Source organism: Streptosporangium heterodermiicola (assembly GCF_051390675.1).
Classification (GTDB): Bacteria; Actinomycetota; Actinomycetes; order Streptosporangiales; family Streptosporangiaceae; genus Streptosporangium.
The window spans coordinates 58,671-79,679 of sequence record NZ_JBPJSR010000003.1 but is presented as its reverse complement, the minus strand read 5'-3'; the positions used below and the strand labels follow the sequence as shown (position 1 = coordinate 79,679).

The window sequence follows — 21,009 nt, the reverse complement described above, 5'->3', positions numbered from 1 at the left end:
GTTGCCGATCAGCTCTGGCGCACCGAACCTTTCAACCTGCCTCCTACAGGAACCCCCGTGATTCAACTTAAGCGCGTGAACGACGTCACCAAATTGGTCCACATCACCCCCGAGGAGCTCGACCAGCTCGTCGGCGACAACGACGAACTGTTCAGCCTGCTCGTCGTGGCCGAAGCCGTCTTGACCTCCCCGCCGTTGGGCATCGTCACCTGGTTGCGCCAACTCAAGAACGTGTCCGATTGGCTGGACACATTGATCGTCTACGAAGGAAAACACCAAATCTCGTGGTGGAAGCGGCAACTTAGACTCGGTGACAACTATCAGACCGTCCAGGCGCGCCGCTCCCTGGCCGCCATTCGGGCCCGGCTACCGGAGGCGCAAGCCATTGAGGACGAGCGCCTGAAGGTGGGCTGCTACGCGCTGGCGGAGCACGCCGCACACCAGCAACTCCAGAAGGCTCACGCCGAGGAGTACGCGGCCCTGATCGCCTCCTTGCGCCTGGCCCATGACCTGCCTGAGCACGAGCCGATCACCCCCGCCGTGCAGCAACTCCTCGACCTGGACGAGGCCGCGTTCCGTGACCTGGTCGGCAAAGACGTGCAGGCCCGTGTCGAGGTGGACCATCTCATGCACAGCGCCGTATTGAAGCGCTGGCGGGATGCGCTGCGGTACTGGGGCAATGTGACGTTGGGAATGCTGGACCAGCCGTTGGTGCACACTGAGGACTACATGCACTTCGTGGTCCCCGACACCAGTCTTCCCAGTGAGCTCCAAGAGGGCGAGATAAATACCTGGAGCCGCCGACTGACGTTTCTGGCGCACATGCGGACCCGGTTGCTTGAGTGCTCCCGCCAGTCTCGGCTGTATGAGCAGAAGCACGAGGACAAGGTGCTCGCCCCCGCAGCCGAACAACTTCGCAGCAGGCATTTTGTCGAGTATTCCCGATACCGTATCGGGGAGGAGCACAAGGCCCGGCTCCTTGACGATACGGGTGTGCCGCCTGACTTCGAGGAGCACAAGGCCTGCCTGGAGTCCCTGGGGTGGGCGGCGCGGATTGTTCGAGACGGTCCCCGGGTGTGGGTCGACGCCTACCGCGGTGAGCACCGTCTCACGGTGGCGATGGAACGCGAGCAAGCAGAGGGAGGCTCCTCCTTGTGGAAGGAGTCGGCGTCCTACTTCGCGCACAACCCTATGGCTGGCTGGTACACACTGCCCGCCTTCGAGGCCGTCGTGTCCTTGGCCGAGTTCCCGCCGGACGTGTACAGAAAGGCGCTGGGTCTGATTGACGAGCGGCAACGGGTCACCGACCCGACCGCTCAGCGTTGTAGCCCGCCTTTCTGACTTGCGAAAGCGAACGCAGATGCGGCTGGCGAGAAGATCCCGACGGTGGCCGAGCGGTGCGGTGCCATCCCGGACCTGCTGGTGCCGCATCAGGCAACGTTTTCCCTGTTCAACGTACGGTCAGCTCATGAACAGCGATGAGCAGCCGGGTCTGGATGAGATCGAGCAGTGCTTCATCGCGGTTCTCGATGAACGGATGAGCCGGAACGAGGCGGAACGAGGCGGACCGTTGGGCATGGCGCTTGGTCGCCAATGACGATCTCGTCTGGAACGACGTGGCATGGTGGTCATTGAGCCTTCTGCCTGGGATCGACCTGCGCAACGGTCGAAACGTAGGGACCGCCCTGAGCAAGAACGACTACGCCGCCCGCCTGATGACGACCGCCATCCGCGAGTTCGAGAACCTCGGCGAACCCGAGGACTGGTCCGTCGCGCACCAGAAACTCGCTCTGGCCCACCGTGGCGCAGGGAACCTCTCGGAGGCGCTACGCCTGATCGACCTCGCCCGCGCCACCGCGGCCATCGATGCGCCCATGCAGCGGGTCCGGCTGGAGACGGCGTACGGGCACGTCCTGCTTTCGGATCGGGCCACCGTGGATGATGGGGTGGTGATCCTCGACCGTGCCGCACGCGAGGCCGCGCAGCACGGGCTCGCGCACCAACTGCGCAGCATCGAGGGCATCCAGCGGACCATCCAGGGGGAGATCCGCCTCCCTCTGCCACGGCGACCAGGGAGCAATCGAGTGAGCGTCAAGCAGCAGGTCATCACCGACGAGCAGTGGCAGCACGCCCACACCATCTGGGACTACCACCAGATGTACCACGACCTGAGCCGGTGTGACGTGGCCATCGGCCTGGGCAGCCACGATCTGGGGGTGGCACGCGCGGCGGTCGACCTGCACCGCGCCGGTTGGTTCCCGCTGCTCGTCTTCTCCGGTGCCACCAGCCCCACCACCGCGGCGCGCTTCCCCCGAGGCGAGGCCGTCCACTACCGCGAGCACGCGCTCGACCTCGGCATGTCCGCCGAGGCGATTCTGCTGGAGCCGAATGCCACCAACACCGGCCAGAACATCGCACTGTCCCGCCAGGTGCTGGCCGATGCGGGTATTCGGCCCGGTTCGGTGCTCTTGATCTCCAAGCCGTACATGGAGCGCCGGGCCTATGCCACGGCACGAAAGGTATGGCCCGAGGTCGAGGTGGTGTGCGCCTCCGAGCCGCTTGAGCTGGATGACTACGTCAGCTCGATCGGTGATCTGAAGTTGGTCATCGACATGCTCGTCGGCGACCTCCAGCGCGTGATCGAGTACCCCCAGCTCGGTTACGCCGTCGAGCAGCCCGTCCCGGGAGAGGTCCATGATGCCTACCAGGCTCTTCTCCGCGCCGGATTCGACAGCAGGCTCCTTACGCCCTGACCTGCCGTACGGCGAGGTGTGCGCCATCCACCAGCCCAACCTCTTCCCCCGACTGGTGACGCTGGCCAAGCTGTTCGCCGCCGACTACTGGATCGTCCTGGATGACGTGCAGTTCGCACGCAGGGACTACCAGCACCGCGCGCGCCTCGCCTCGCTCGACGGCTCGTGGCAGCCGCAATGGCTCTCCATTTCCACCCATCTGCCGCACGGCCGCTCCACCTCCATCCGCAGAGCGCGCCTGGCTGATCCCACCCGCTGCCGGTGCTGTGTCGCCCAGCTTCTCGCCGACCATTACCGGCACAGTGTCTACTGGCCGCCGTTCAAGAGGCGGCTCGAACTCGCATTCGCCGCGTTCGAGAGCACGGATCGACTGGCGGGCGTGACGGAGCTGTCCACGCGCCTGCTGCTGGAGGAGGTCGGGTGGCGGGGGCAGATCCTGCACAGCAGCGATCTGCTCGCACCCGGTGAACGCTCGCAACGCCTGGCCGACCTGGCCTGGCTGACAGGCGCCACGACCTACCTGTGCGGGACCGGGGGCATGCGATATCTGGACCCGGCCGCTTTCCGGGTCCACTCGATCGAGGTCTTCCCGTTCCAGGCCCGCGGATCGGGCATATGGGCATCAGCCCGGGAGGTGAGCGCGGTACACGCCCTGATGCTCGTCGGGTCGGGCGCTCTGAGGCGGGAACTGAAGGCCCTGCGCGGACGAGTTCTTGAGGACAATCCCCGATCTGGTGCCTAGCCCTGCTGGGCTTTGGAGATCGGTTCGCACTCCTCACCATGCCGGGATCACGGCACTCCGGCTCCTCGGCAAGGATCCCGACAGCCCTGAGGGTGACTCGCCAACCGGTGTCGGCCCCCTCCTCTAGGGTGCGGGCGGGTCTAATTTCCCGGGTATGCAGGAGGCCAAGGTGCACGAAGATGGCTTCATGACGCCCTGTCAGCGGACGTGTGTTGCCTCTCGTGGGCGCGACTACCCCAGTGGACCAGCGTAATTATGCACTTTGAGTGATTCTCGTGAGGAGCTTTGTGAGCACGCTCGGTAGTTTCATCTGGTCGATCGCCGACCAGCTTCGGGGTCCCTACCGCCCCAACCAGTACGGGAACGTGATCCTCCCGTTCACGATCCTTCGGCGCCTCGACTGCATCCTGGAGCCGGACCGCAAAACCGTCCGAAGCCTGGCCGCGGCATACGAGAACCCGAACCGGCTCCGGATCGAGGTCAAGAAGGCGACCGGTCGGCCGTTCTACAACACCTCGAAGTACAGCTTCGCCAACCTGCTGCAGGACGCGGACGGGCTCGAGGACAACCTCGTCGACTACATCGACCGGTTCTCTTCCGATGTCGATGTGTTCGAGTACTTCGACTTCAAGAAGGAGATCATCGCCCTGGAGAAGGCCGGTCTCCTGCGCGAGATCGTGAAGTCTTTCGGCGCCATCGACCTGCACCCCGATGTCGTGTCCAACGCCGACATGGGGGACGCGTTCGAGTACATCATCCGCAAGTTCAACGAGGCCGCGAACGAGACCTCCGGTGACCACTACACGCCGCGTGATGCGATCCGGCTGTTGGTCGACCTGCTCTTCGCCGAGAAGGATGCCGCCCTGGGCGAGGCAAACATCGTCCGCACGCTTTATGACCCCACCGCCGGCACTGGCGGCATGCTCGCCCTAGCGGAGGAGCACCTGCTTGCAGACAACCCGGACGCCCGGCTGACCCTGTACGGCCAGGAGTACAACCCGCAGTCGTACGCGATCTGCAAGTCCGACCTGCTCGCCAAGGGCCATGACGCGTCCAACATCGCCTTCGGCAACACGCTCACCGACGACGCCTTCAAGGGCCGGCAATTCGACTTTTGCATGTCCAACCCGCCGTACGGCGTCGACTGGAAGCAGTACGCCAAGGCCGTCACCAAGGAGCGCGACGAGGCGGGCCCGTACGGCCGGTTCGCGCCGGGCCTGCCTGCCACCTCGGACGGGCAGATGCTGTTCCTGCTGCACCTGGCGCACAAGATGCGCGCCCCTGAGGACGGCGGCGGCCGGGTCGGGATCGTCATGAACGGCTCGCCGCTCTTCAACGGCGCCGCCGAGTCCGGCCCATCGAACATCCGCAGGTGGCTGCTGGAGAACGACCTGGTCGACGCGATCGTCGCGCTGCCGACCAACATGTTCTTCAACACCGGCATCGCCACCTACATCTGGATCCTCGACAACACTAAGCACCCTGACCGCAAGGGTCTGGTCCAGCTCATCGACGGCACGTCGTTCTGGACCAAGATACGCAAGAACCTCGGCAGCAAGGGCCGCGAGATCAGCGACGCCGACCGCGCCAAGGTCCTCCGCCTGTACGCCGACTTCACCGACGCCGACCCGGACTTCTCCAAGGTGCTGCGCAGCGACGAGTTCGGCTACTGGACCATCACCGTCGAGCGGCCACTCCTGGACGAGGCTGGCAAGCCCGCCGTCGACCGCAAGGGCAAGCCGAAGCCCGACTCCAAGAAGCGCGACACCGAGAACGTGCCGTTTACCTACGGCGGCTCGACCGCCGGTCCTGCGGGCAAGGTCGAGGTCGAGGTCATCCAGGCATACTTCGACACAGAGGTGAAGCCGCACGTGCCCGACGCTTGGATCGACTGGGCCAAGGTCAAAGTCGGTTACGAGATCCCCTTCACCCGCCACTTCTACAAGTACGTTCCCCCCCGACCGCTCGCCGAGATTGATGCCGACCTGGAGAAGCAGGTCGCCAAGATCCTCGATCTGCTCCGCGAGGTTGAGCAGTGACCAGGGCACACCACGATCTAGCGCCTGCATGGACCGCCCCGATTCCAAGCCATTGGAACTGGATGCGAAACAAAGAACTGCTGTTCGAGGCGCAGGGGTTGTCGACGGACGGATCCGAGGAGCTTCTGAGCGTCTCGCACCTCTCTGGCGTCGGCCCCCGCTCGGAAAAGAACGTCACGATGACTGAGGCCGCGAGTCTCGACGGATACCGAGTTGTCGAGCCATGCGACCTCGTGATCAACACAATGTGGGCGTGGATGGGCGCCCTCGGCGTGTCCGGGCATGCAGGCATCGTCAGTCCGGCTTACGGTGTCTACCGACCGCGTCCGACTGCGCCTTTCGAGCCGAGGTTCTTCGACCACCTATATCGGTCGACGGAGTACGTCATGGAGATGACGCGGGTCTCGCGAGGAATCTGGTCCTCCCGCCTCCGCATCTACCCAGAAGTCTTCCTTCGCATGGCTGTTCCGGTGCCGCCGCTGGACGAGCAGCGCGCCATCGCCGACTACCTCGACCGCGAGATCGCCCGCATCGACACGCTCGTCGAGGAGCAGCAGCGCCTGATCGAGATGCTCCGCGAACGGCGGTTCGCAGTTCGGGTAAATGTCGCTCTACAGGGGGCGGCTCCAAGTGCGCAGGTTGAGAGCACTTTGCCGTGGGCGCAGCGGCTTCCAGTTGGATGGCGCGTCGTGCCCCTCACCTCAGTCGCGAGGCTTGAAAGCGGTCACACGCCAAGCCGCTCTCGAGAGGACTGGTGGCAGGACTGCTACATCCCATGGGTGAGCCTTCATGACGTCGGGACGATGCGCGGTGTGAAGTATCTCGAAAGGACGGCGCAGGAGATCAGCGAGGCCGGGATGGCCAACAGTTCTGCCCGCCTGCTTCCCGCCCACACGGTCGTTCTCTCCCGCGACGCAACTGTCGGGCGAACAGCGATCATGAGTGTACCGATGGCCACGTCTCAGCACTTCGCTGCCTGGGTTTGCGGTCCGTTGCTTGACCCTGAATACCTCTGGGTATTGTTCACGGATGCAATGCAGCCTTTCTTTGACTCGTTCCAGAACGGTTCGACCATTCGGACCATCGGAATGGGAGACCTCAAGGCATTTCGCATTCCGCTTCCACCCCTCGACGAACAGCGGCGCATCGTTGCGCACCTAGACGAAGAGACTGCGAAGATCGATGCATTGATCGCCGAATCGGAACGACTCGTCGAGCTCGCCCGTGAGCGCCGGGCCGCGCTGATCACGGCGGCGGTGACCGGCCAGATCGACGTACGAGGAGCCGTGTGATGGCCGACCACAACGAGGTTGTCTTCGAGACCGAGATCTGTGAGCACCTCGCAGCCCATGGCTGGCTGTACTCAGCCAACGACACCGGGTATGACCGGGAGCGAGCGCTGTTTCCCGAGGACCTCTTCGCGTGGCTGGAAGCGACGCATAAATCGGCGTACGAGAAGGCGTTGAAGGCGGCGGGGTCGCAGGCGAAGTTCCTCGATGTGCTGGTTACGGCGCTCGACAAGCCGCTGGAGCACGGCGGCGGGATGCTGAGCATCCTGCGGACCGGGGTGCAGTACATCGGCGGCGGCCGGTTGAAGATGGCGCAGTTCCGGCCCGAGACGACGTTGAACGAGACGACGATCGCCGAGTATGCAGCGATGCGGGTGCGGGTGATGCGGCAGGTGCACTTCTCGACCGCTGACCAGCGCAGCATCGACCTGGTGTTCTTCGTCAACGGGCTTCCGGTCGCCACGGTGGAGCTGAAGACCGACTTCACGCAGTCGCTGGACGAGGCGGTTCAGCAGTACCGGAAGAAGCGCAATCCGCTGACCAACGGTCGGCGCGAGCCGCTGCTGTCGTTCGGACACCGGGCGCTGGTCCACTTCGCGGTCTCCAACGACCGCGCCGCGATGACCACCCGACTGGAGGGTGAGCCGACGCACTTCCTGCCGTTCGACACTGGCTTCGACGACGGTGCCGGGAACCCGCCCGGTGCGGACGGAAGGTCGGCGACGGCGTATCTGTGGGAGCGGGTCTGGGAGAAGCACGCCTGGCTCAACATCATCGGCCGGCTGATGATCGTGGAAACCAAGGAGGAGTGGGACGTCGCGACCGGCACGTCGGTGCGCCGTACGAGCATGCTGTTCCCTCGGTTCCACCAATGGGAGGCGGTCACGAACATCGTGGCCGCCGTGGCCGAGGAGGGTGTCGGCCGACGTTACCTGATCGAGCACTCGGCGGGGTCGGGGAAGACGAACACGATCGCCTGGACGGCGCACCGTCTCGCGCGGCTTCACATCGACGATGAGAAGGTCTTCGACTCGGTCATTGTGGTCGTCGACCGTACGGTGCTCGACGGGCAGCTTCAGGACGCGATCCGGCAGATCGACGGCAGCAGCAAGATCGTCGCGACGATCAGCCCCGAGGACGTGCGTAAGGCCGGCGCGAAGTCGAAGTCCGGCCTGTTGGCCCAGGCACTGAAGAATGGTGAATTGATCATCGCGGTGACGATGCAGACCTTCCCGCATGCACACGATGAGATTCGGGCCGACTCCGGCCTGAAGGGCAAACGGTTCGCCGTCATCGCGGACGAGGCGCACTCGTCGCAGTCGGGGCAGATCTCCTCGAAGCTGAAGAAGGTCCTGACCGCCGAGGAGATCAAGGAGATCGAGGACGGCGGCTCGGTCGACGTCGAGGCCGTCCTGGCCTCGGAGATGACCGAGCGGGCCGAGTCGGAGAACATTTCCTACCTCGCCTTCACCGCGACCCCGAAAAACAAGACCCTGGAGCTGTTCGGCCGCGAGGGGCCGGACGGCAGGCGGCGCGAGTTCCACCTGTACTCGATGAAACAGGCGATCGAGGAGGGCTACATCCTCGACGTGCTCAAGGGCTACCAGTCCTACGACACCGCGTTGAAGATCGCCGGTAAGGTCGAGAACGGAGACGGTGGCGAGGTTGAGGAGTCGGCTGCGCGCAAGGGGCTGATGCGGTGGGTGCAGTTGCACCCGACCAACATCAGTCAAAAGGTGCAGATCATCGTCGAGCACTTCCACACCAACGTCGCCCACTTGCTGGAGGGCAAGGCGAAGGCGATGGTCGTCACTGACTCGCGCAAGGCCGCGGTGAAGTACAAGAAGGCGATCGACGCCTACATCGCCAAGCGGGCCGCCGAGGACGCGTCGTACAACTACCGGACCCTGGTCGCGTTCTCCGGGTCAGTGTCGATGACCGAGAACGAGGAGTGGGGCCAGGACTGGGGGCCGACGCCGTCCAAGGACGACGAGTTCACCGAGGCCAAGATGAACCCCCGAGCGGGCGCCGACCTGGGCGCGGCGTTCAAGGGCGGGACGTACAAGATCATGCTGGTCGCCAACAAATTCCAGACCGGCTTCGACCAGCCGCTGCTATCGGCGATGTACGTCGACAAGAAGCTTTCCGGGGTCACCGCCGTGCAGACGCTCTCCCGGCTCAACCGAACCCACCGCACCGCCGGCGGGGAGCAGAAGGTCAAGACGTTCGTAATCGATTTCGTCAACAAGCCCGACGACATCAGGGCCGCCTTCGAGCCGTACTTCACCAACGCCACCCTGGAGACCGAGACCGACCCGTACGTGGTCGTACACCTCGCGAACAAGCTCGCCCAGGCGGGGATCTACACCGAGGAGCAGGTCCGCAAGGTCGCTGAGCTGTGGGTCACCCGCAAGGGCAACAACGCGCTCTCAGCGGCAATCAGCCCGGCCCAGCATGACTTCCGGCGTCGCTACGCGGCAGCGATCGAGGCCGAGGACAAGGTCACGCTCAACACCCTCGACCTCTTTCGCAAGGACGTCTCCACCTACGTACGGCTCTATGACTTCATGAGCCAGATCATCGACTACGGCGACCCGTACATGGAGATGCTCTCGATCTTCCTCAGGCTTCTGGAGAAGGTCATCGCCGAGTCCTCCTGGAGCGCCGACGTCGACCTTTCGGACGTGGTCCTGGTCGGTGTGAAGCACAGCAAGGCAATCGCGGTTGACATCTCGCTGACCGGAGACGGCCAGTTGAAGGGGATCAGTGCAGCAGGGACCGGCACCAAGAAAGAGCCGAAATACGTCGCGCTCCAGGTCGTCATCGACAAGATGAATGACCTCTTCGGTGCCGAGTCGTTTGCTGAGTCCCAGATCCGGGAGTTCGTGCAGGGGCTCGTGCAGCGGCTGCTCACCAACCCGAACCTGGTCCAGCAGACCCAGAAGAACTCGAAAAAGCAGTTCATGGAGTCGCAGGACTTCCAGTCCGCCGTCACCGAGGCCGTCGCCGACAACCAGGAGGCGCACAACACCATGGCTGACTACTTCTTCACCGACGGGCCTGCGATCAAAGGGATCATCGTGGCCCTCGCTGACGCGTTCTACGAGGCCGCGATCGACAAGGGGCATGTCGGCCTTGCTCAGGATCTTGAGGTATCACCTCACAGTTCACCCTGAATCGCCCCGTGGTCAGTGGAGACCACACCGTCTATTGGGTGTCAGGCGCTATCGGGGTTGGAGAGGTCATCGCGGGCGATGACCACACGGGTGGCCTTGCCAGCCTTACTGGCGGTGGTCGTCGGTGGCAGGGCCCGGACGTGAATGAAATACACCCGGACGCCAGCGAGTTCGGCGTACGGCGGCCAGGCGTCGGGGGTGCCGTCAGTGGGGAAATCGAGGAGCTTGTTGGTGAGATTGTAGATAACGAGGTAAGCGGTGTGCTGCCCGTAGTCGTGCGCGTACTTGATGATCTGGTGCATGCCCTTGATGAGGTAGGCCTTGCCTCGCCCGCTGCCGTCGAAGATCTTTCCATCGCAGATCAAGGGCTCGCTGCCGTCGAGGTCGCCAATCAGATCCGCTTCGCCTGAGGCTGATCGTGGCTTGGCGTGCGTGAGGTGATCGCCTTCCAGGAACAGGAAACGCTGAAGGTCGAGGTTGTAGATCTCCTCGCCGTTGCCAGTGTCGGCCGTGTACCGGGCGTGCAGCTCGTCGCGATCGAACCACTCGATGCGGGTCCGATAGCGCTGCAGCGTGTGCAGGATGCTGCTCGCCGCGCCGACACGTTCGCCGAGGAAATCGAACAGCGGCTGCAAGATGTCCTCAGCGAACTCTCGCCAGCTGTCCTGAAGGTTGGACTTGTTGCTGTATTCCATGGCGGTCCGAAACCCTGCCTGGGAATTGCGTTCGTCCTCCACCGCGATGTCCTGCAACAGCTCCCAGACAAGGGTGGCGCGTCCTTCCTCGGTCCTACTTGTCCAGACGAACGGCTCGTCGCGGGCCAAACCTGCGCGGAAACGCTCTCGGTCCAGGCCGGACTCGGCTCTGCCAGCCTCCTCCAGCAGGCCTCTGAGAGCCGGCTGGCCTTTGATCCATGCGACTGTGAGATGTACCTCGTGGCCAGCACTGGCGAAGGACGCGATCATGAGTCGGCGAAGTCGTTCGCGTACAGCCACCTGCAGCTGCTGTTGGTACTTCATCGGCTGAGGCCTTTCAGAGCTCGTGCGATCTCCCGGTCGATGACCTTGCCCGCGTTCTGAGCGCTGCCGGTGTCGTCGACTAGCCGGAGCTGGATGAAACAGCAGGGACATGTGACGTTGGCCTGCGCCACGACTTCTGAGTACCTGATCCATATCGGGTAACCGCACTGAGTGCAGGAAATCTCAAGATCTGTTCGAAGGAACTGGGTCGCGAGGGATTCGCCCATGACGGCATTCTTCCGCAGAGGGCTGACATCGAGTACCTGATCTCAGCGAGGAGAGTGGCCCTCCCTTCGTACCGTGGAGATCTGACCTAAGGGATCATGGTTGGGCATGGGGGGCGCGGCGCAGGGTGTAGCGGACCAGTAGGCCCGCGGTGACCGTTGAGCGCCTCGTCGATCATGGCGCGGACGGTGGCATCGAAGTCGTGCCATTCAAGCCCATGCAGGCTTTCGAATCTTTGGAGTACTTCGTCGTCGCTCAGTGTGGCGGCCCATGCGGTGAGGGCCTGTCCGTGTGGTACGCCGTGGGGGTGCAAGAGCAGGATGCCGGGGAGCCCTTCACGCGCTATCTCGGCGCCCACCAGCTTTTCGAGACGGTCCGCAGCAGGAGCGGGGCTGGCTGCGTCGAGCGCGGTGCGGAAGTCGGCGTAGCCGACGGTGATGTCGAGGTGGGGAGGCAGCGGGCTGACATCGGTGCTACCTGCGATCAGCGTCGGTAGGACGGTTTGGCGAACCCAGGATTCAAGGTCGCGCAGTTCGTGGATCAGGATGTGCCAGGTTTGGGTGTGGGGGCGCTGGATCGAGACCTTTGGCCACAGGTTGACCTCGACGACGCGGCCGACCGGCAGCCTGGCCAGAACGTCGCCGACCTGAACTGGACGGTCTGATGGCATCGTCACCTGGATGTCATCGGATGGCCGGTCAGGAGTCACAGCGCCAATAAGAGTGGCGGCGAGCGACGGGGTGCGGTGCTTGGAGTGGTTGGTGTGCTCGACCAGAACCTCCAATGGGTGGGCGTCTTGGGAGTTTCTGTGGTGAAACGGCTGTAGGTCGGCGATCCGTTGGTACAGGTCTGTCCCGGGTTGCAGTACGTCCACATCGCGACGCGGTCTCCTCGTCGCCCACTCCTGAAGCTTGTCGACGGATGAGGTGCAAGGCATCTCCACCGCGCGGGCTTGCCCACTGGTCAGAGGAGCGTCGACTCGATGTTCTATCTCGGCATAAAGGACGTGTTCAAGAGTCGACCGCAGCTGGTTGAGGGCATCGGAGGCAAGCCGCACCATGGCTTGTGGGAGGGGCGCCACGCCGGTCACCGTCATGGTGGCGAAGTCTCCGACGACGATGTCGTTCAGGGTCACCGTGCCTCGCCGGGTGTGATCGAGGGCGATGCGGCCGGCGCGCTCGATCAGGTTGTCGGCATGAGCGAGGCTGTAGGCGGCGTGTTGCTGGTGACTGGGTAGCCAGGCGTAGCGGTCCACAGCGAGAGCGTAGCCGTGCCGCGACAGTGACCGTTATCGAATATCGGGGGCTCCAAGGCCTCCACATCGTCGCGCCCCTCACTCGCCAGGACAACAGATCGGAGGGCGGCGGGGGCGGGGCATGGCCGTTCACCGTAGCGACCCGCTGGGCGGCAAGTCCGCGCATCGGCTGACATCATCTCCGCGCGTGACACCTGTGGTGTCGAGGGGCCTCGTGCGTAGGCGAGGACCGGTTTCCTACGTCAGCAAGATATTTGATCCGGCTCCGGATCGCTTCGCGGGCTTTCGCCCGGTTGATCTCCTCTCCTATCGTTTGGGAGGAGATGTCCCGCCGGGGGGGCGGGTCGCTCCGCTGGGGAGGCCGAATGACGGCAGGAGACGATCGGGGCCAGGACGAGGGCGTAGGCGGTCAGCCAGCAGCGCGGCCGCCGGTGCGCCAGCGACGCGAGCCGGGCGGGCGGCCGCACAAGCATTCGGTGCGGATGTCGGACGCCGAGCAGGCCGTCGTGGACGCGCGGGCCGGGCAGGCCGGGGTGAGCGTGCCGCGGTTCCTGGTGGAGGCGGGCTTGGCCGGGGACGCGGCGACCGCGAGTCAGCTGCGTGCGAACGCCGCCGAGCTGCTGGCCGCGCGACGCCTGGTGGCGGCCGTGGGGGTCAACCTCAACCAACTGGCCAAGGTGGCCAACGCCACCGGAGAGGTGCCGGCGGCGTTGGAGGCGACGATGCATGCGACGTTGCGCTTCCTCGCCCGGCTGGACGCGGCGACCGCCCTCTACGGGGAGTTCGGCCTGCCGTACGGCCGCCGCGCCGCACTCGAGGACGCCGCCGATCCCGGCCTGGACGTCGAGGTCGACGTCGACCGCCACCAGAGTCACGACGTCGACCACGACCAGGACGACGGCCACGACGGGGGCCGGGGCTGGTGAACAACTTCATCTCCGCCCAGCGCGGCAGCAGCCCCGCCGGGCTGGTGCGCTACCTGTTCGGCCCTGGCTCCAGCGGGGAGCACACCGATCAGCGCATCATCGCGGCCGACGTGACGCTCGGCCTGGCCGAGGGGACTCGGCTGGACCACGTCGCCGACGCTGACGTCATCTACGCGCTGGGCCGCGACATGGACTCGCACCGCATCCTGCTCGGGGTCACGCCGCCGAACGGGTGGGTGTGGCACTGCGCGATCTCCCTGCCGCCCGGCGAGGAGCTGGCTGATGCGCAGTGGGCCGAGGTCGCCCACGAGGCGATCGCCAGGATGGGGTTTGACGCGGCGGACGGGCGGGCGCCGTGCCGGTGGATCGCGGTGCACCACGGCCGCTCGGTCGGCGGCAACGAGCACCTCCACCTGATGGTCAACCTGGTGCGCGAGGATGGCAAGGTCGCCGCCACCTGGAACGACCGGCGCACCATGAGCCGGGTGTGCGCGGACATGGAGCGCCGCTTCGACCTGGTGGTGGTGGAGGGCCGGGCCGGGCACGGCATGCCGGGCTACTCCAAGGCCGAACACCAGAAGATGCGCGCCGGCGCCCCCTCCGAACGGCAGCGCCTGGCCCGCCTGGTGCGCGCGGCCGCCGCACGCTCGGCGAGCGAAGCGGAGTTCATGCGCCGGGCCAAGGCATCCGGGGTGTTGGTGCGAGCACGGTTCGCCACCGGCGGCCGCGACCGCGTCGTCGGCTACTCGGCCGCGCTGCGCCCGGCTGAGGGGCAGGAGCCGGTGTGGTTCGGCGGTGGCAAGCTCGCCGCGGATCTGACCCTGCCCCGGCTGCGCCAGCAGTGGGACACTGGCGTCGGCGTCGACGAGCACCAGGCGCTCGCCGAGTGGCGCCGCTCCCTCGAGGTCGCGGGCCCGGCCGGTCCCGGCGAGCGGGCCGCCGTCGACGTCGAGCAGTGGGAGCGCGCCGCGCAGCTGGTCGACGCGGTCCGCGAGCGGCTGCAGCACACCTCGCCCGGCGACGTCGTGGCCTGGCGGATCGGGTGCCGGGGCGCGGCCGCGATGGTGGCCGCGCTCGCCGAGCGCATCGAAACGCCGAGCGCGGGCGGGCCGGGGCCGATCTCGGCGCTGGCCGACCGCCTGGCCTGGTCGGCTCAAGCTCCCCGCGGTGAGGGGCGCGGCCGCCCTGCGGGCTGGGAGGAGGTGCGGGCTGTTGCCCAGATCATCGGCCACGCTGCCCGTAAGGGTCCGGCGACCGTGACGTGGATGGTGGTGGGTGCCGCGCTGCTGGGGCTGGTGGCCGCCATCACCGCGTGGCACGAGCAGCACCGCCAGGTGCGCCAGGCCGCCGCCCTCGCCGAGCACGCCAAGACCCTGGCCCGCGATCTAGACCGGCGTCGCGCCGTAGTGGCCCCGACCTGGGCGGAGCGCCGCTACGGCGCTCTCACCGATGCCCGCCTGGAGCAGCTGGCAGTTGTGGCCGTCGCTGATGTAGCCCGGTTCAGCTCCCCGCCGCCCGCTGCTCCGCCTCGCCCGGCCCAGCCCGTCGAGGCGGAGGCGCACGGCGCGGCGGCGGCGGCCGCGCTGGCCTTCCCCGGGCGCTGGCACCCGACCACCCTCGAGGAGGCTCGCCGACAACTGGCCGCCGTCACCAAGGAGCTCGACTTGCGCGCCGTGATGCCCGCCGAGCGCGTCGTCCAAGAGCGCACCGAACGCGCGCAAGCCCAACAGGCACAACGTGCCCAGGCTCAGCAGGCCGCCAGGACGAGGCCTCACCGCGGCCCCTCGCCGGGGCGGGGCGGCCGAGGCCGATAACCGTCAGAGCAGACAGGACAGCACAAAGGAACGAGCAGTCGGCACCACACAGCAAAGATCACCAAGACAGGCAAGCAGCACAGAGAACAAGATCACAGAAGCGTAAGACCAGAGACCCAGAGAGATGGATCAGACAGTTCAGAACGGACTGTCACACGAGACAGTGCTAAGACATCCGCGACTTTCGTCACGATACGAGGGCCAGAAAAGGCCGTTACGAATTTGTTCGCAGGGAGGGCCGATGCCGCGTCCGCTGAACATGGAATGCCCGGTCTGTGAGACCCGGCTGAGTCTGCCCGAGACCGGTCGGCGCCCCCGGTACTGCTCGGCGGTGTGCCGTCAAGCGGCTTACCGCGCCCGGCGTCGAGGGATCGACCTGGCCGACCGGCTGGCCGAGGTGCGCGGCGATCTGGCCGGTGACGCTGACCGGGTCGCCGATGCCGTCGACGACCTCCTGGAGCTCGTCGACCAGGAGGACCCGGCTCCCGGCTGGAAACCGCTGACGGTCGCGCTCGCCGAGGCCGTGGCCGCTCGCGCTGTCGAGCTGGCCCGTCGCGCTCGCGAGCATGCCCGGGTGGCCGACGAATTGGCAACGCGCTGTCGTGGGTCGCAAAGCCCGAGATGACCGCCTCCGAGGCGGTCATCGGAACAACCAGATCGGAAGAATTACCGGTACGTCTCCTTCGAGGACTTACCGTTGAAGGATCAGGAGCAACCGTCCTGATTCAGCCCTCGGGAAGGGGATGAAGTGCACACCATGGTGGACATGCTCCTGATGTTCTTCTTCGGTTTGATCTTGATGTTCTTCGTTGGCTTGACCCAGTCCGCGACGATGCCCAGCCAGTCCGCGACGAGACAGTTGCGGCACCGATACAACGCTAGCCGTCACCTCCTGCTCAGCCACTGCTCCACTCCCCTACCTGGCGCAACCGGCGCCGGGAAAGGCGAAGGAGCTGATCTAGCGCCTGGCTAGATCATGCTCCCCGCTCTGAGCTGGGGAGCCATGAATGATGGGTCTGCTTCGCCAGATGTTGGCGGAGGTTGGCCCGGTAACCGCTTGGGTTGCCGGGTTTATCGCGGCGGTCATCGCCGTGTTCGCGCTGTACGTCGGGATCGCCATGATGGCGGCCCTGCGGGCCGCCGATGAGCATCAGGCAGAAGTCCGGTACCGGATCTTTCGTGACATGCTGCAGCTGTTTCACCGGAAGGGGCGGTGAACGCCTTCACCCGGCCGCGTCCCTCAGGACGTGGCCGGCCGCCCTCCTGTCCGCCCGAAGTGGTGAGTCGCGTCATACAGTTGCGCACTCAGGGGTTCAGTCTCACGGAGATCGGTGAGGTGTTGAACGCCGAGGGCGTGCCGACTCCGGCAGGTGGACCTCGATGGGCCAAGTCCTACGTTGACCGACTCCTGCACACCCGGCACGCCCAGCAGGAGATCGCCATGCAGCGCCAGGGCACGGAGAAGGCGTCGAAGCCCACTGCCGAATTGTCCGCATAGGAGTTCAACACGAACGCCCCGTCCCGGCGAGAGCCGTGCGGCGGGGCGTTCGTCACGTCCGGAGAGCAGGCGAATAACACGCCGCCGACCACCTGCCCGTCTCCTGTGAGCAGGAGACGGGCCGACGGCTTATCAAGGGGGCGGCTCCGAGGTTCCTTTTCCCTGGTTACAAGCCGAGTAGGTGCAGCACGTCGAGCGGGCTGGACACCCCAAGGAAGTGCTGCGCCAGGGCCACTAGGAGGGGCAAGAGGATGAGCCGACAGAGCCAGCGGACCCACCACCGGTCCCAGAGGGCCCGCGCGAGCTCGGCCGTCTTCTTCGCCCTACGGGACAGCCGCACCGCCGGTCCCGGCCTGGTCGCGTGGCTCCGCCTTGCTGGCTGAGGTATCGCGCACCGCTCGCCGCGGCGGGCCGATCCGTGCGGCCTCGCCAAGGAGGAGGGCGCAGGGCCGGGACGGTGAATCCGCCGCTTGGACGGTTGGCCGTGATGGCGGGCGCGGCCACGCCGACGAGGGCGACGAGATCGTTTGGACATACTGCGGGCATCTCCTTTTGAAGATGCCCGGCGTGATGTCCACAAGGAACCGGGCGGTCGCTCCACGCAGACTGCCGGGTGTAGCGGTAAGGGACGGTGGTGCAGGTCTCCTTAGCGGTTCCTCCATCCACATCCTTCCTGGCTTGGAGAAGACGCGCGCACCGATACCGATGTGATGGCTCTCACATCTGAGTCCTATCGGTGTCCCAACACGCGAGAGACGGGCTGATGGTCCGTTATGGCGTTCATCTAACGGTCGTTAGATGAACGCACCGGACACGGCTACGGAAGGTCGTCTGCGTCTGGGATCCACCGCGCCCGGATCTGTCGGGCGGCGTCCAGCGCGGCCCGTCCTGCCACCTGGCCGGACTCGTCATCGGTGGTGTCCAGCGCGACGTAGATCGCGGCTTCGACGGTCTTCCACTCCTCCTGGAGTTGCCGCCGGGTTATCCCGTCGTACCGCTCCAGCTCTTGGTGAATCCGGCGGGTCTGGCGCAGCAGGTCCTCGTAGGTCGCTGGGGCCGAGTCCGGTGTCTCCTTCATGGCTCCCACGTTGCCACCCTCTGTTCCGCCACGCTGGTCAGATCTCGTCGTCCTCGGCGGTACTCAGGTCGTGCAGGTCGCGGGTTCGTCCTCCTTACACTGTCCGTCGCGGTAGCGATCCGAAGAGGAAGAGGACGTCGGTCCGTTCGCGTCGTCTCTCGTGAACGGGAGGGCTATCTCTGGCGGTCTGGCTCCAGATAATGGTTCTTATCAAGAGCCAGGACACCATCATCACCGCCCTCTTCGCATCCCCCCACGGAGCCCCGCATGGACGGCACAACGACCGACAGCACGACCCACACCGCCTCCGCACCGGAGGCCTGCCCACCGTGGTGCACCGCCCAGCACGCCACCGCACACCTTCGCAGGTTCGGCTTCATCGACACCCCCGACGGCGGCCTCATCACCGTCGAGGTAGCTCAGCCGGTCGCAGCGGCTGACCCGCCAGCCGTGCTGGTCACCATCGTCCGCAAGGAGCAGCCCAATCTGACCTTGTCACCCGGCCAAGCGCGCGGCGTGGCCAGCGCGCTGGCCGCCCTGCAGTCCTATTCGCTTGTGGAGCACACCAGGTTTCCCGAGGACAGCCCGGAGGAGATAGCAGCGCTGTCCGCGGCCGCCGTGGCGGACTTCACCACGGCACTCGACGCAGCCGCCGACTTCATCGACACCCTGACAACTAGGTAAGCGATGACGAGCCCATCTCTTCCCGCCCCGGCGCGAGTGAGGTCCGTCTCCTCTCCAGCCACGCAGCCGCCGGCGACGCATACCGACGTCGACCACCACTTCACCCCGGCCGCCCGCGCCGCCATCGAGGCCGGCATACCGCAATCGACCCGCCGCGCCTACGCCACCGACTGGACCGCCTTCACCGCCTAGTGCGCTGCGACCGGCCGCATCCCGCTACCCGCCACCGCCGTCACCGAGTACACCGCGCACCTGAGCGCTTCTCCCTCGGCGCGCACCGGACGGCCGCTGGCCCCGGCCTCCATCGAGCGGGCCCTGGCCGCGATCCACACCATGCACGCCGCCGCCGACGTCTCCCCGCCGCAGACCAAGGGAGCACGCAAGGTGCTGGCCGGCTACCGCGAGATGCTGGCCACCAGCACCGACCCGGCCACCCGGGCCCGCTCACGGCCCCGCCGCGCCGAACCGGCCATCCCCCAGGCGCTGCGCGCCATGCTCGCCACCGTAGATCGCACCACCCTGGCCGGGAGGCGCGACGCGGCCGCGCTGCTGCTCGGCTACGCCTGCGCCGCCCGGGTCTCCGAACTGGCCGCCCTGGACGTCGCCAACGTCCGCGAGACCCCCGACGGGTTGTTGGTGGGGCTGTATCGGCGCAAGCTCAAGCGCCACGACGAGGTCGCGGTCCCCTACGGCGCCAACCCGGCCACCTGCCCGGTCCGCGCCGTGCGCGCGCTGACCACCGCGCTCGCTGAGGCTGGCCGCACCGGCGGTCCGCTGTTCATCCGCGTCGACCGGCACGGCCACCTGGCCCCACCGCTGATGCGGCGCGGCCGCCCGATCGGGGACCCGGCCGGGCGCCTGAGCGCCGAGGCCCTGGCCGACGTCGTGACCCGGATCGCCGCGGCCGCCGACCTGGAGGGCTGCTGGAGAGGCCACTCCCTGCGCCGGGGGTTCGCCACCGCCGCCCGTCGCGCCGGCGCCGATCTGGAACGCATCGGCCGCCACGGCGGCTGGGCCGATGGCTCCACCGCACTGCTCGGCTACATCGAAGAGGCCGATCGCTGGAGCGACAACCCGGTCACCGGCCTGTGAGCGAGGAGGCGTGCGCGGCGGGATCGACGCGCCGCCGCGCATCGGCGCCCAAGGCGTCGTGCACGGACTGGGCGGGAATCCCCAGGCGCCGGGCGAGCGCGGCCTTGGCCCCGTGCTGGTTGGGATAGCTCTGCAGCAGGTTGCGCATGTGCATCGCACGGGCCATGGCCAGGCGAGTCATCTCAGCGCGTATCTCCATGATCTGCCCGGTGAGCTCGAACTCGACAGCAGCGACGGGGTCGTAGTCGTAGTCAGCCTCGTCGAACGTGGCCATATCCGCCGCGTGGCGTTCGTTCTTGACGCGCATCCAGGCCAGCTCGACGCTGTTCGCCTCGTCGATGGTGGCGAGATCGGTCTGCCGGTCCCGGCGCGGGCGCAACGGTCCGTTGACGTCGTCGATGTAGGACGTGGGGTCGGTGAAGTACGTCACCGCGTCCGAGACGTCCTGTTCACAGTCGTGCAGGAGGACTTCCGCGGAAGTCACCTGGATGATGAAGGGCGGCCCGCCCTCCCAGTCCTGGGCGTGGACCGAGTAGGCCGTCGCGGTGGTGAGGTCGAAATAGATCTCCACCTCCTGGTCGGGAGTGCTGCTGTGTTTGGACAAGGTTGGCAGAAGCTGGACCTCGGGGAGCACGGCGAGGAGGTGGGCGCGTGCGTCGTTGAACGTGTCGAATGCGGGGAACGTCGGGTTGTCGGCCATCACCCAATCATAGAGGTACCTCTATGGAATAAAAGGGGTACCTCAAGAGAAGTGGTTGCGTGCGGGCGCGCGAGGTAGTCGGCCGACACCGTGATGACAGGGCCACGAAGCACTTAGGTTGGCCCCTGGGCGAGGACGGGCTGCAGGCCGTCGTCGACGGCGAGGGGTTGGCCAACCACCGCCAAGCTGTCAACGCAAACGGCCGTAGCGGCTACGACGCTGACCCTGCTGCGCTAGGCGCGGCCCTTTCCTCGACCCAGAGCCGATACGAGCTAGAGAAGCCCTCAATGGCTGTAGTGCCTCCTGGCGAACAACTCCTTCCAGGGGCGTTGATGTCGAGATGGCAGGGGAGGCGAGGAGAAGACGAACATCTGCTGGTCGGCTCGAATCCACCAGACCAGGTCGTACTGGAGAGCGATCACCACTTCCACCACTAGATGTTGGTGTCCGCCTCCGTCGGTGACATCCGGATCGGTGGTAGCTCTTCGTGAAGGACCATTGACTGGTTCGCGTTGAGTGCATCATCAAGCGACGTTGGCGCTACTTCAGGTGAATACCTCCACTTTTAAGGTTGTTGTTTCCGATCGCCGACGAAAGGGGAGGCGCTGGCCCTTTCTGTGGCGGCTCGAACGTGTACCGTGATTCGTGCCTCAGCTTCGCCAGGCTTCTCGGCTAACGGAAACCCGGGTTGGCCGAAGGGCGGCGCGGCCGACCAGGAG

21 protein-coding genes are annotated in these 21,009 nt (G+C 66.1%); 16 read left to right on the top strand and 5 right to left on the bottom strand.

The features are described from left to right. Nucleotides 1–75 precede the first annotated feature (75 nt). The 7 genes from ACSC1Q_RS07590 to ACSC1Q_RS07560 all read left to right on the top strand — a co-directional run bounded on the left by ACSC1Q_RS07590 (nucleotide 76) and on the right by ACSC1Q_RS07560 (nucleotide 9,999). A complete protein-coding gene (locus ACSC1Q_RS07590) occupies nucleotides 76–1,341 on the top strand; it encodes a hypothetical protein (protein ID WP_436757949.1) in 1,266 nt (421 codons plus the stop codon). Nucleotides 1,342–1,468: 127 nt separating this feature from the next. Further along, entirely contained in the window at nucleotides 1,469–1,597 is a 129-nt protein-coding gene (locus ACSC1Q_RS07585) for a hypothetical protein (protein WP_436757948.1), read from the top strand. A 34-nt stretch (nucleotides 1,598–1,631) separates the two neighbouring features. Continuing rightward, the gene (locus ACSC1Q_RS07580) at nucleotides 1,632–2,753 is read left to right on the top strand and encodes a YdcF family protein (RefSeq protein WP_436757947.1); all 1,122 of its coding nucleotides are present in this window, start codon (nucleotides 1,632–1,634) and stop codon (nucleotides 2,751–2,753) included. Then, on the top strand, nucleotides 2,695–3,495 hold the full coding sequence (locus ACSC1Q_RS07575; RefSeq protein ID WP_436757946.1) for a WbqC family protein: 801 nt from the start codon (nucleotides 2,695–2,697) through the stop codon (nucleotides 3,493–3,495). Before ACSC1Q_RS07580 ends, ACSC1Q_RS07575 begins: the two co-directional genes overlap by 59 nt. A gap of 287 nt (nucleotides 3,496–3,782) precedes the next feature. Further along, the gene (locus tag ACSC1Q_RS07570; RefSeq protein WP_436757945.1) at nucleotides 3,783–5,534 is read left to right on the top strand and encodes an N-6 DNA methylase; all 1,752 of its coding nucleotides are present in this window, start codon (nucleotides 3,783–3,785) and stop codon (nucleotides 5,532–5,534) included. Nucleotides 5,535–5,596: 62 nt separating this feature from the next. Further along, nucleotides 5,597–6,826: a restriction endonuclease subunit S gene (locus tag ACSC1Q_RS07565; RefSeq protein ID WP_436757944.1), complete on the top strand. Its 1,230-nt coding sequence runs from the start codon at nucleotides 5,597–5,599 to the stop codon at nucleotides 6,824–6,826. Further along, the gene (locus tag ACSC1Q_RS07560) at nucleotides 6,826–9,999 is read left to right on the top strand and encodes a type I restriction endonuclease subunit R (protein ID WP_436757943.1); all 3,174 of its coding nucleotides are present in this window, start codon (nucleotides 6,826–6,828) and stop codon (nucleotides 9,997–9,999) included. The genes ACSC1Q_RS07565 and ACSC1Q_RS07560 overlap by 1 nt, the downstream gene beginning before the upstream one ends. A 41-nt stretch (nucleotides 10,000–10,040) precedes the next feature. Here the strand turns inward: ACSC1Q_RS07560 and ACSC1Q_RS07555 are convergent, their stop codons facing one another. Both ACSC1Q_RS07555 and ACSC1Q_RS07550 read right to left on the bottom strand, forming a co-directional pair. Further along, nucleotides 10,041–11,018, bottom strand: coding sequence for a hypothetical protein (locus tag ACSC1Q_RS07555; RefSeq protein WP_436757942.1), 978 nt, complete (start codon nucleotides 11,016–11,018; stop codon nucleotides 10,041–10,043). Between the two features lie 313 nt (nucleotides 11,019–11,331). Beyond that, nucleotides 11,332–12,498 carry a hypothetical protein gene (locus ACSC1Q_RS07550; protein WP_436757941.1) on the bottom strand — a complete coding sequence of 389 codons (1,167 nt, stop codon included), beginning with the start codon at nucleotides 12,496–12,498 and terminating at the stop codon, nucleotides 11,332–11,334. A 365-nt stretch (nucleotides 12,499–12,863) separates the two neighbouring features. Here ACSC1Q_RS07550 and ACSC1Q_RS07545 point away from each other — a divergent pair, with 365 nt between their 5' ends. From ACSC1Q_RS07545 to ACSC1Q_RS07520, 6 genes are all read left to right on the top strand, one after another. Beyond that, nucleotides 12,864–13,424 carry a plasmid mobilization protein gene (locus ACSC1Q_RS07545; protein ID WP_436757940.1) on the top strand — a complete coding sequence of 187 codons (561 nt, stop codon included), beginning with the start codon at nucleotides 12,864–12,866 and terminating at the stop codon, nucleotides 13,422–13,424. Then, nucleotides 13,421–15,238 carry a relaxase/mobilization nuclease domain-containing protein gene (locus tag ACSC1Q_RS07540; protein WP_436757939.1) on the top strand — a complete coding sequence of 606 codons (1,818 nt, stop codon included), beginning with the start codon at nucleotides 13,421–13,423 and terminating at the stop codon, nucleotides 15,236–15,238. Before ACSC1Q_RS07545 ends, ACSC1Q_RS07540 begins: the two co-directional genes overlap by 4 nt. A 241-nt stretch (nucleotides 15,239–15,479) precedes the next feature. Continuing rightward, nucleotides 15,480–15,863, top strand: a complete 384-nt coding sequence (locus ACSC1Q_RS07535; RefSeq protein WP_436757938.1) for a hypothetical protein — start codon at nucleotides 15,480–15,482, stop codon at nucleotides 15,861–15,863. A gap of 382 nt (nucleotides 15,864–16,245) precedes the next feature. Further along, nucleotides 16,246–16,455: a hypothetical protein gene (locus ACSC1Q_RS07530; protein ID WP_436757937.1), complete on the top strand. Its 210-nt coding sequence runs from the start codon at nucleotides 16,246–16,248 to the stop codon at nucleotides 16,453–16,455. After that, nucleotides 16,452–16,736, top strand: coding sequence for a recombinase family protein (locus ACSC1Q_RS07525; protein ID WP_436757936.1), 285 nt, complete (start codon nucleotides 16,452–16,454; stop codon nucleotides 16,734–16,736). The genes ACSC1Q_RS07530 and ACSC1Q_RS07525 overlap by 4 nt, the downstream gene beginning before the upstream one ends. Before the next feature lie 251 nt (nucleotides 16,737–16,987). After that, complete coding sequence (locus ACSC1Q_RS07520) at nucleotides 16,988–17,119, top strand: hypothetical protein (RefSeq protein WP_436757935.1); 132 nt, start codon at nucleotides 16,988–16,990, stop codon at nucleotides 17,117–17,119. 434 nt (nucleotides 17,120–17,553) lie between these two features. On the opposite strand, the gene ACSC1Q_RS07515 is transcribed toward ACSC1Q_RS07520, so the two are convergent. After that, a complete protein-coding gene (locus ACSC1Q_RS07515; protein ID WP_436757934.1) occupies nucleotides 17,554–17,814 on the bottom strand; it encodes a hypothetical protein in 261 nt (86 codons plus the stop codon). Nucleotides 17,815–18,081: 267 nt separating this feature from the next. Here ACSC1Q_RS07515 and ACSC1Q_RS07510 point away from each other — a divergent pair, with 267 nt between their 5' ends. The 3 genes from ACSC1Q_RS07510 to ACSC1Q_RS07500 all read left to right on the top strand — a co-directional run bounded on the left by ACSC1Q_RS07510 (nucleotide 18,082) and on the right by ACSC1Q_RS07500 (nucleotide 19,590). Next, the gene (locus tag ACSC1Q_RS07510) at nucleotides 18,082–18,498 is read left to right on the top strand and encodes a hypothetical protein (RefSeq protein ID WP_436757933.1); all 417 of its coding nucleotides are present in this window, start codon (nucleotides 18,082–18,084) and stop codon (nucleotides 18,496–18,498) included. A 3-nt stretch (nucleotides 18,499–18,501) separates the two neighbouring features. Then, nucleotides 18,502–18,690: a hypothetical protein gene (locus ACSC1Q_RS07505; protein WP_436757932.1), complete on the top strand. Its 189-nt coding sequence runs from the start codon at nucleotides 18,502–18,504 to the stop codon at nucleotides 18,688–18,690. A gap of 141 nt (nucleotides 18,691–18,831) precedes the next feature. Then, on the top strand, nucleotides 18,832–19,590 hold the full coding sequence (locus ACSC1Q_RS07500; RefSeq protein ID WP_436757931.1) for a tyrosine-type recombinase/integrase: 759 nt from the start codon (nucleotides 18,832–18,834) through the stop codon (nucleotides 19,588–19,590). Here ACSC1Q_RS07500 and ACSC1Q_RS07495 read toward each other — a convergent pair. Continuing rightward, nucleotides 19,577–20,290 carry a hypothetical protein gene (locus tag ACSC1Q_RS07495; RefSeq protein WP_436757930.1) on the bottom strand — a complete coding sequence of 238 codons (714 nt, stop codon included), beginning with the start codon at nucleotides 20,288–20,290 and terminating at the stop codon, nucleotides 19,577–19,579. The genes ACSC1Q_RS07500 and ACSC1Q_RS07495 overlap by 14 nt on opposite strands. A 284-nt stretch (nucleotides 20,291–20,574) precedes the next feature. After that, nucleotides 20,575–20,721 (bottom strand): hypothetical protein, encoded by a 147-nt coding sequence (locus ACSC1Q_RS07490; RefSeq protein WP_436757929.1) that lies wholly within the window; start codon nucleotides 20,719–20,721, stop codon nucleotides 20,575–20,577. Nucleotides 20,722–21,009 lie beyond the last annotated feature (288 nt).

Bases quoted from the DNA above. Each gene is read 5' to 3' on its own strand.
- ACSC1Q_RS07515 (WP_436757934.1), bottom strand. From the start codon at position 17,814: ATGAAGGAGACACCGGACTCGGCCCCAGCGACCTACGAGGACCTGCTG.
- ACSC1Q_RS07560 (WP_436757943.1), top strand. From the start codon at position 6,826: ATGGCCGACCACAACGAGGTTGTCTTCGAGACCGAGATCTGTGAGCAC.
- ACSC1Q_RS07505 (WP_436757932.1), top strand. From the start codon at position 18,502: ATGACGAGCCCATCTCTTCCCGCCCCGGCGCGAGTGAGGTCCGTCTCC.
- ACSC1Q_RS07520 (WP_436757935.1), top strand. From the start codon at position 16,988: ATGAGCCGACAGAGCCAGCGGACCCACCACCGGTCCCAGAGGGCCCGC.
- ACSC1Q_RS07565 (WP_436757944.1), top strand. From the start codon at position 5,597: ATGCGAAACAAAGAACTGCTGTTCGAGGCGCAGGGGTTGTCGACGGAC.
- ACSC1Q_RS07500 (WP_436757931.1), top strand. From the start codon at position 18,832: ATGCACGCCGCCGCCGACGTCTCCCCGCCGCAGACCAAGGGAGCACGC.
- ACSC1Q_RS07535 (WP_436757938.1), top strand. From the start codon at position 15,480: ATGCCGCGTCCGCTGAACATGGAATGCCCGGTCTGTGAGACCCGGCTG.
- ACSC1Q_RS07555 (WP_436757942.1), bottom strand. From the start codon at position 11,018: ATGAAGTACCAACAGCAGCTGCAGGTGGCTGTACGCGAACGACTTCGC.
- ACSC1Q_RS07510 (WP_436757933.1), top strand. From the start codon at position 18,082: ATGGACGGCACAACGACCGACAGCACGACCCACACCGCCTCCGCACCG.
- ACSC1Q_RS07495 (WP_436757930.1), bottom strand. From the start codon at position 20,290: ATGGCCGACAACCCGACGTTCCCCGCATTCGACACGTTCAACGACGCA.
- ACSC1Q_RS07585 (WP_436757948.1), top strand. From the start codon at position 1,469: ATGAACAGCGATGAGCAGCCGGGTCTGGATGAGATCGAGCAGTGCTTC.
- ACSC1Q_RS07545 (WP_436757940.1), top strand. From the start codon at position 12,864: ATGACGGCAGGAGACGATCGGGGCCAGGACGAGGGCGTAGGCGGTCAG.
- ACSC1Q_RS07530 (WP_436757937.1), top strand. From the start codon at position 16,246: ATGATGGGTCTGCTTCGCCAGATGTTGGCGGAGGTTGGCCCGGTAACC.
- ACSC1Q_RS07575 (WP_436757946.1), top strand. From the start codon at position 2,695: ATGATGCCTACCAGGCTCTTCTCCGCGCCGGATTCGACAGCAGGCTCC.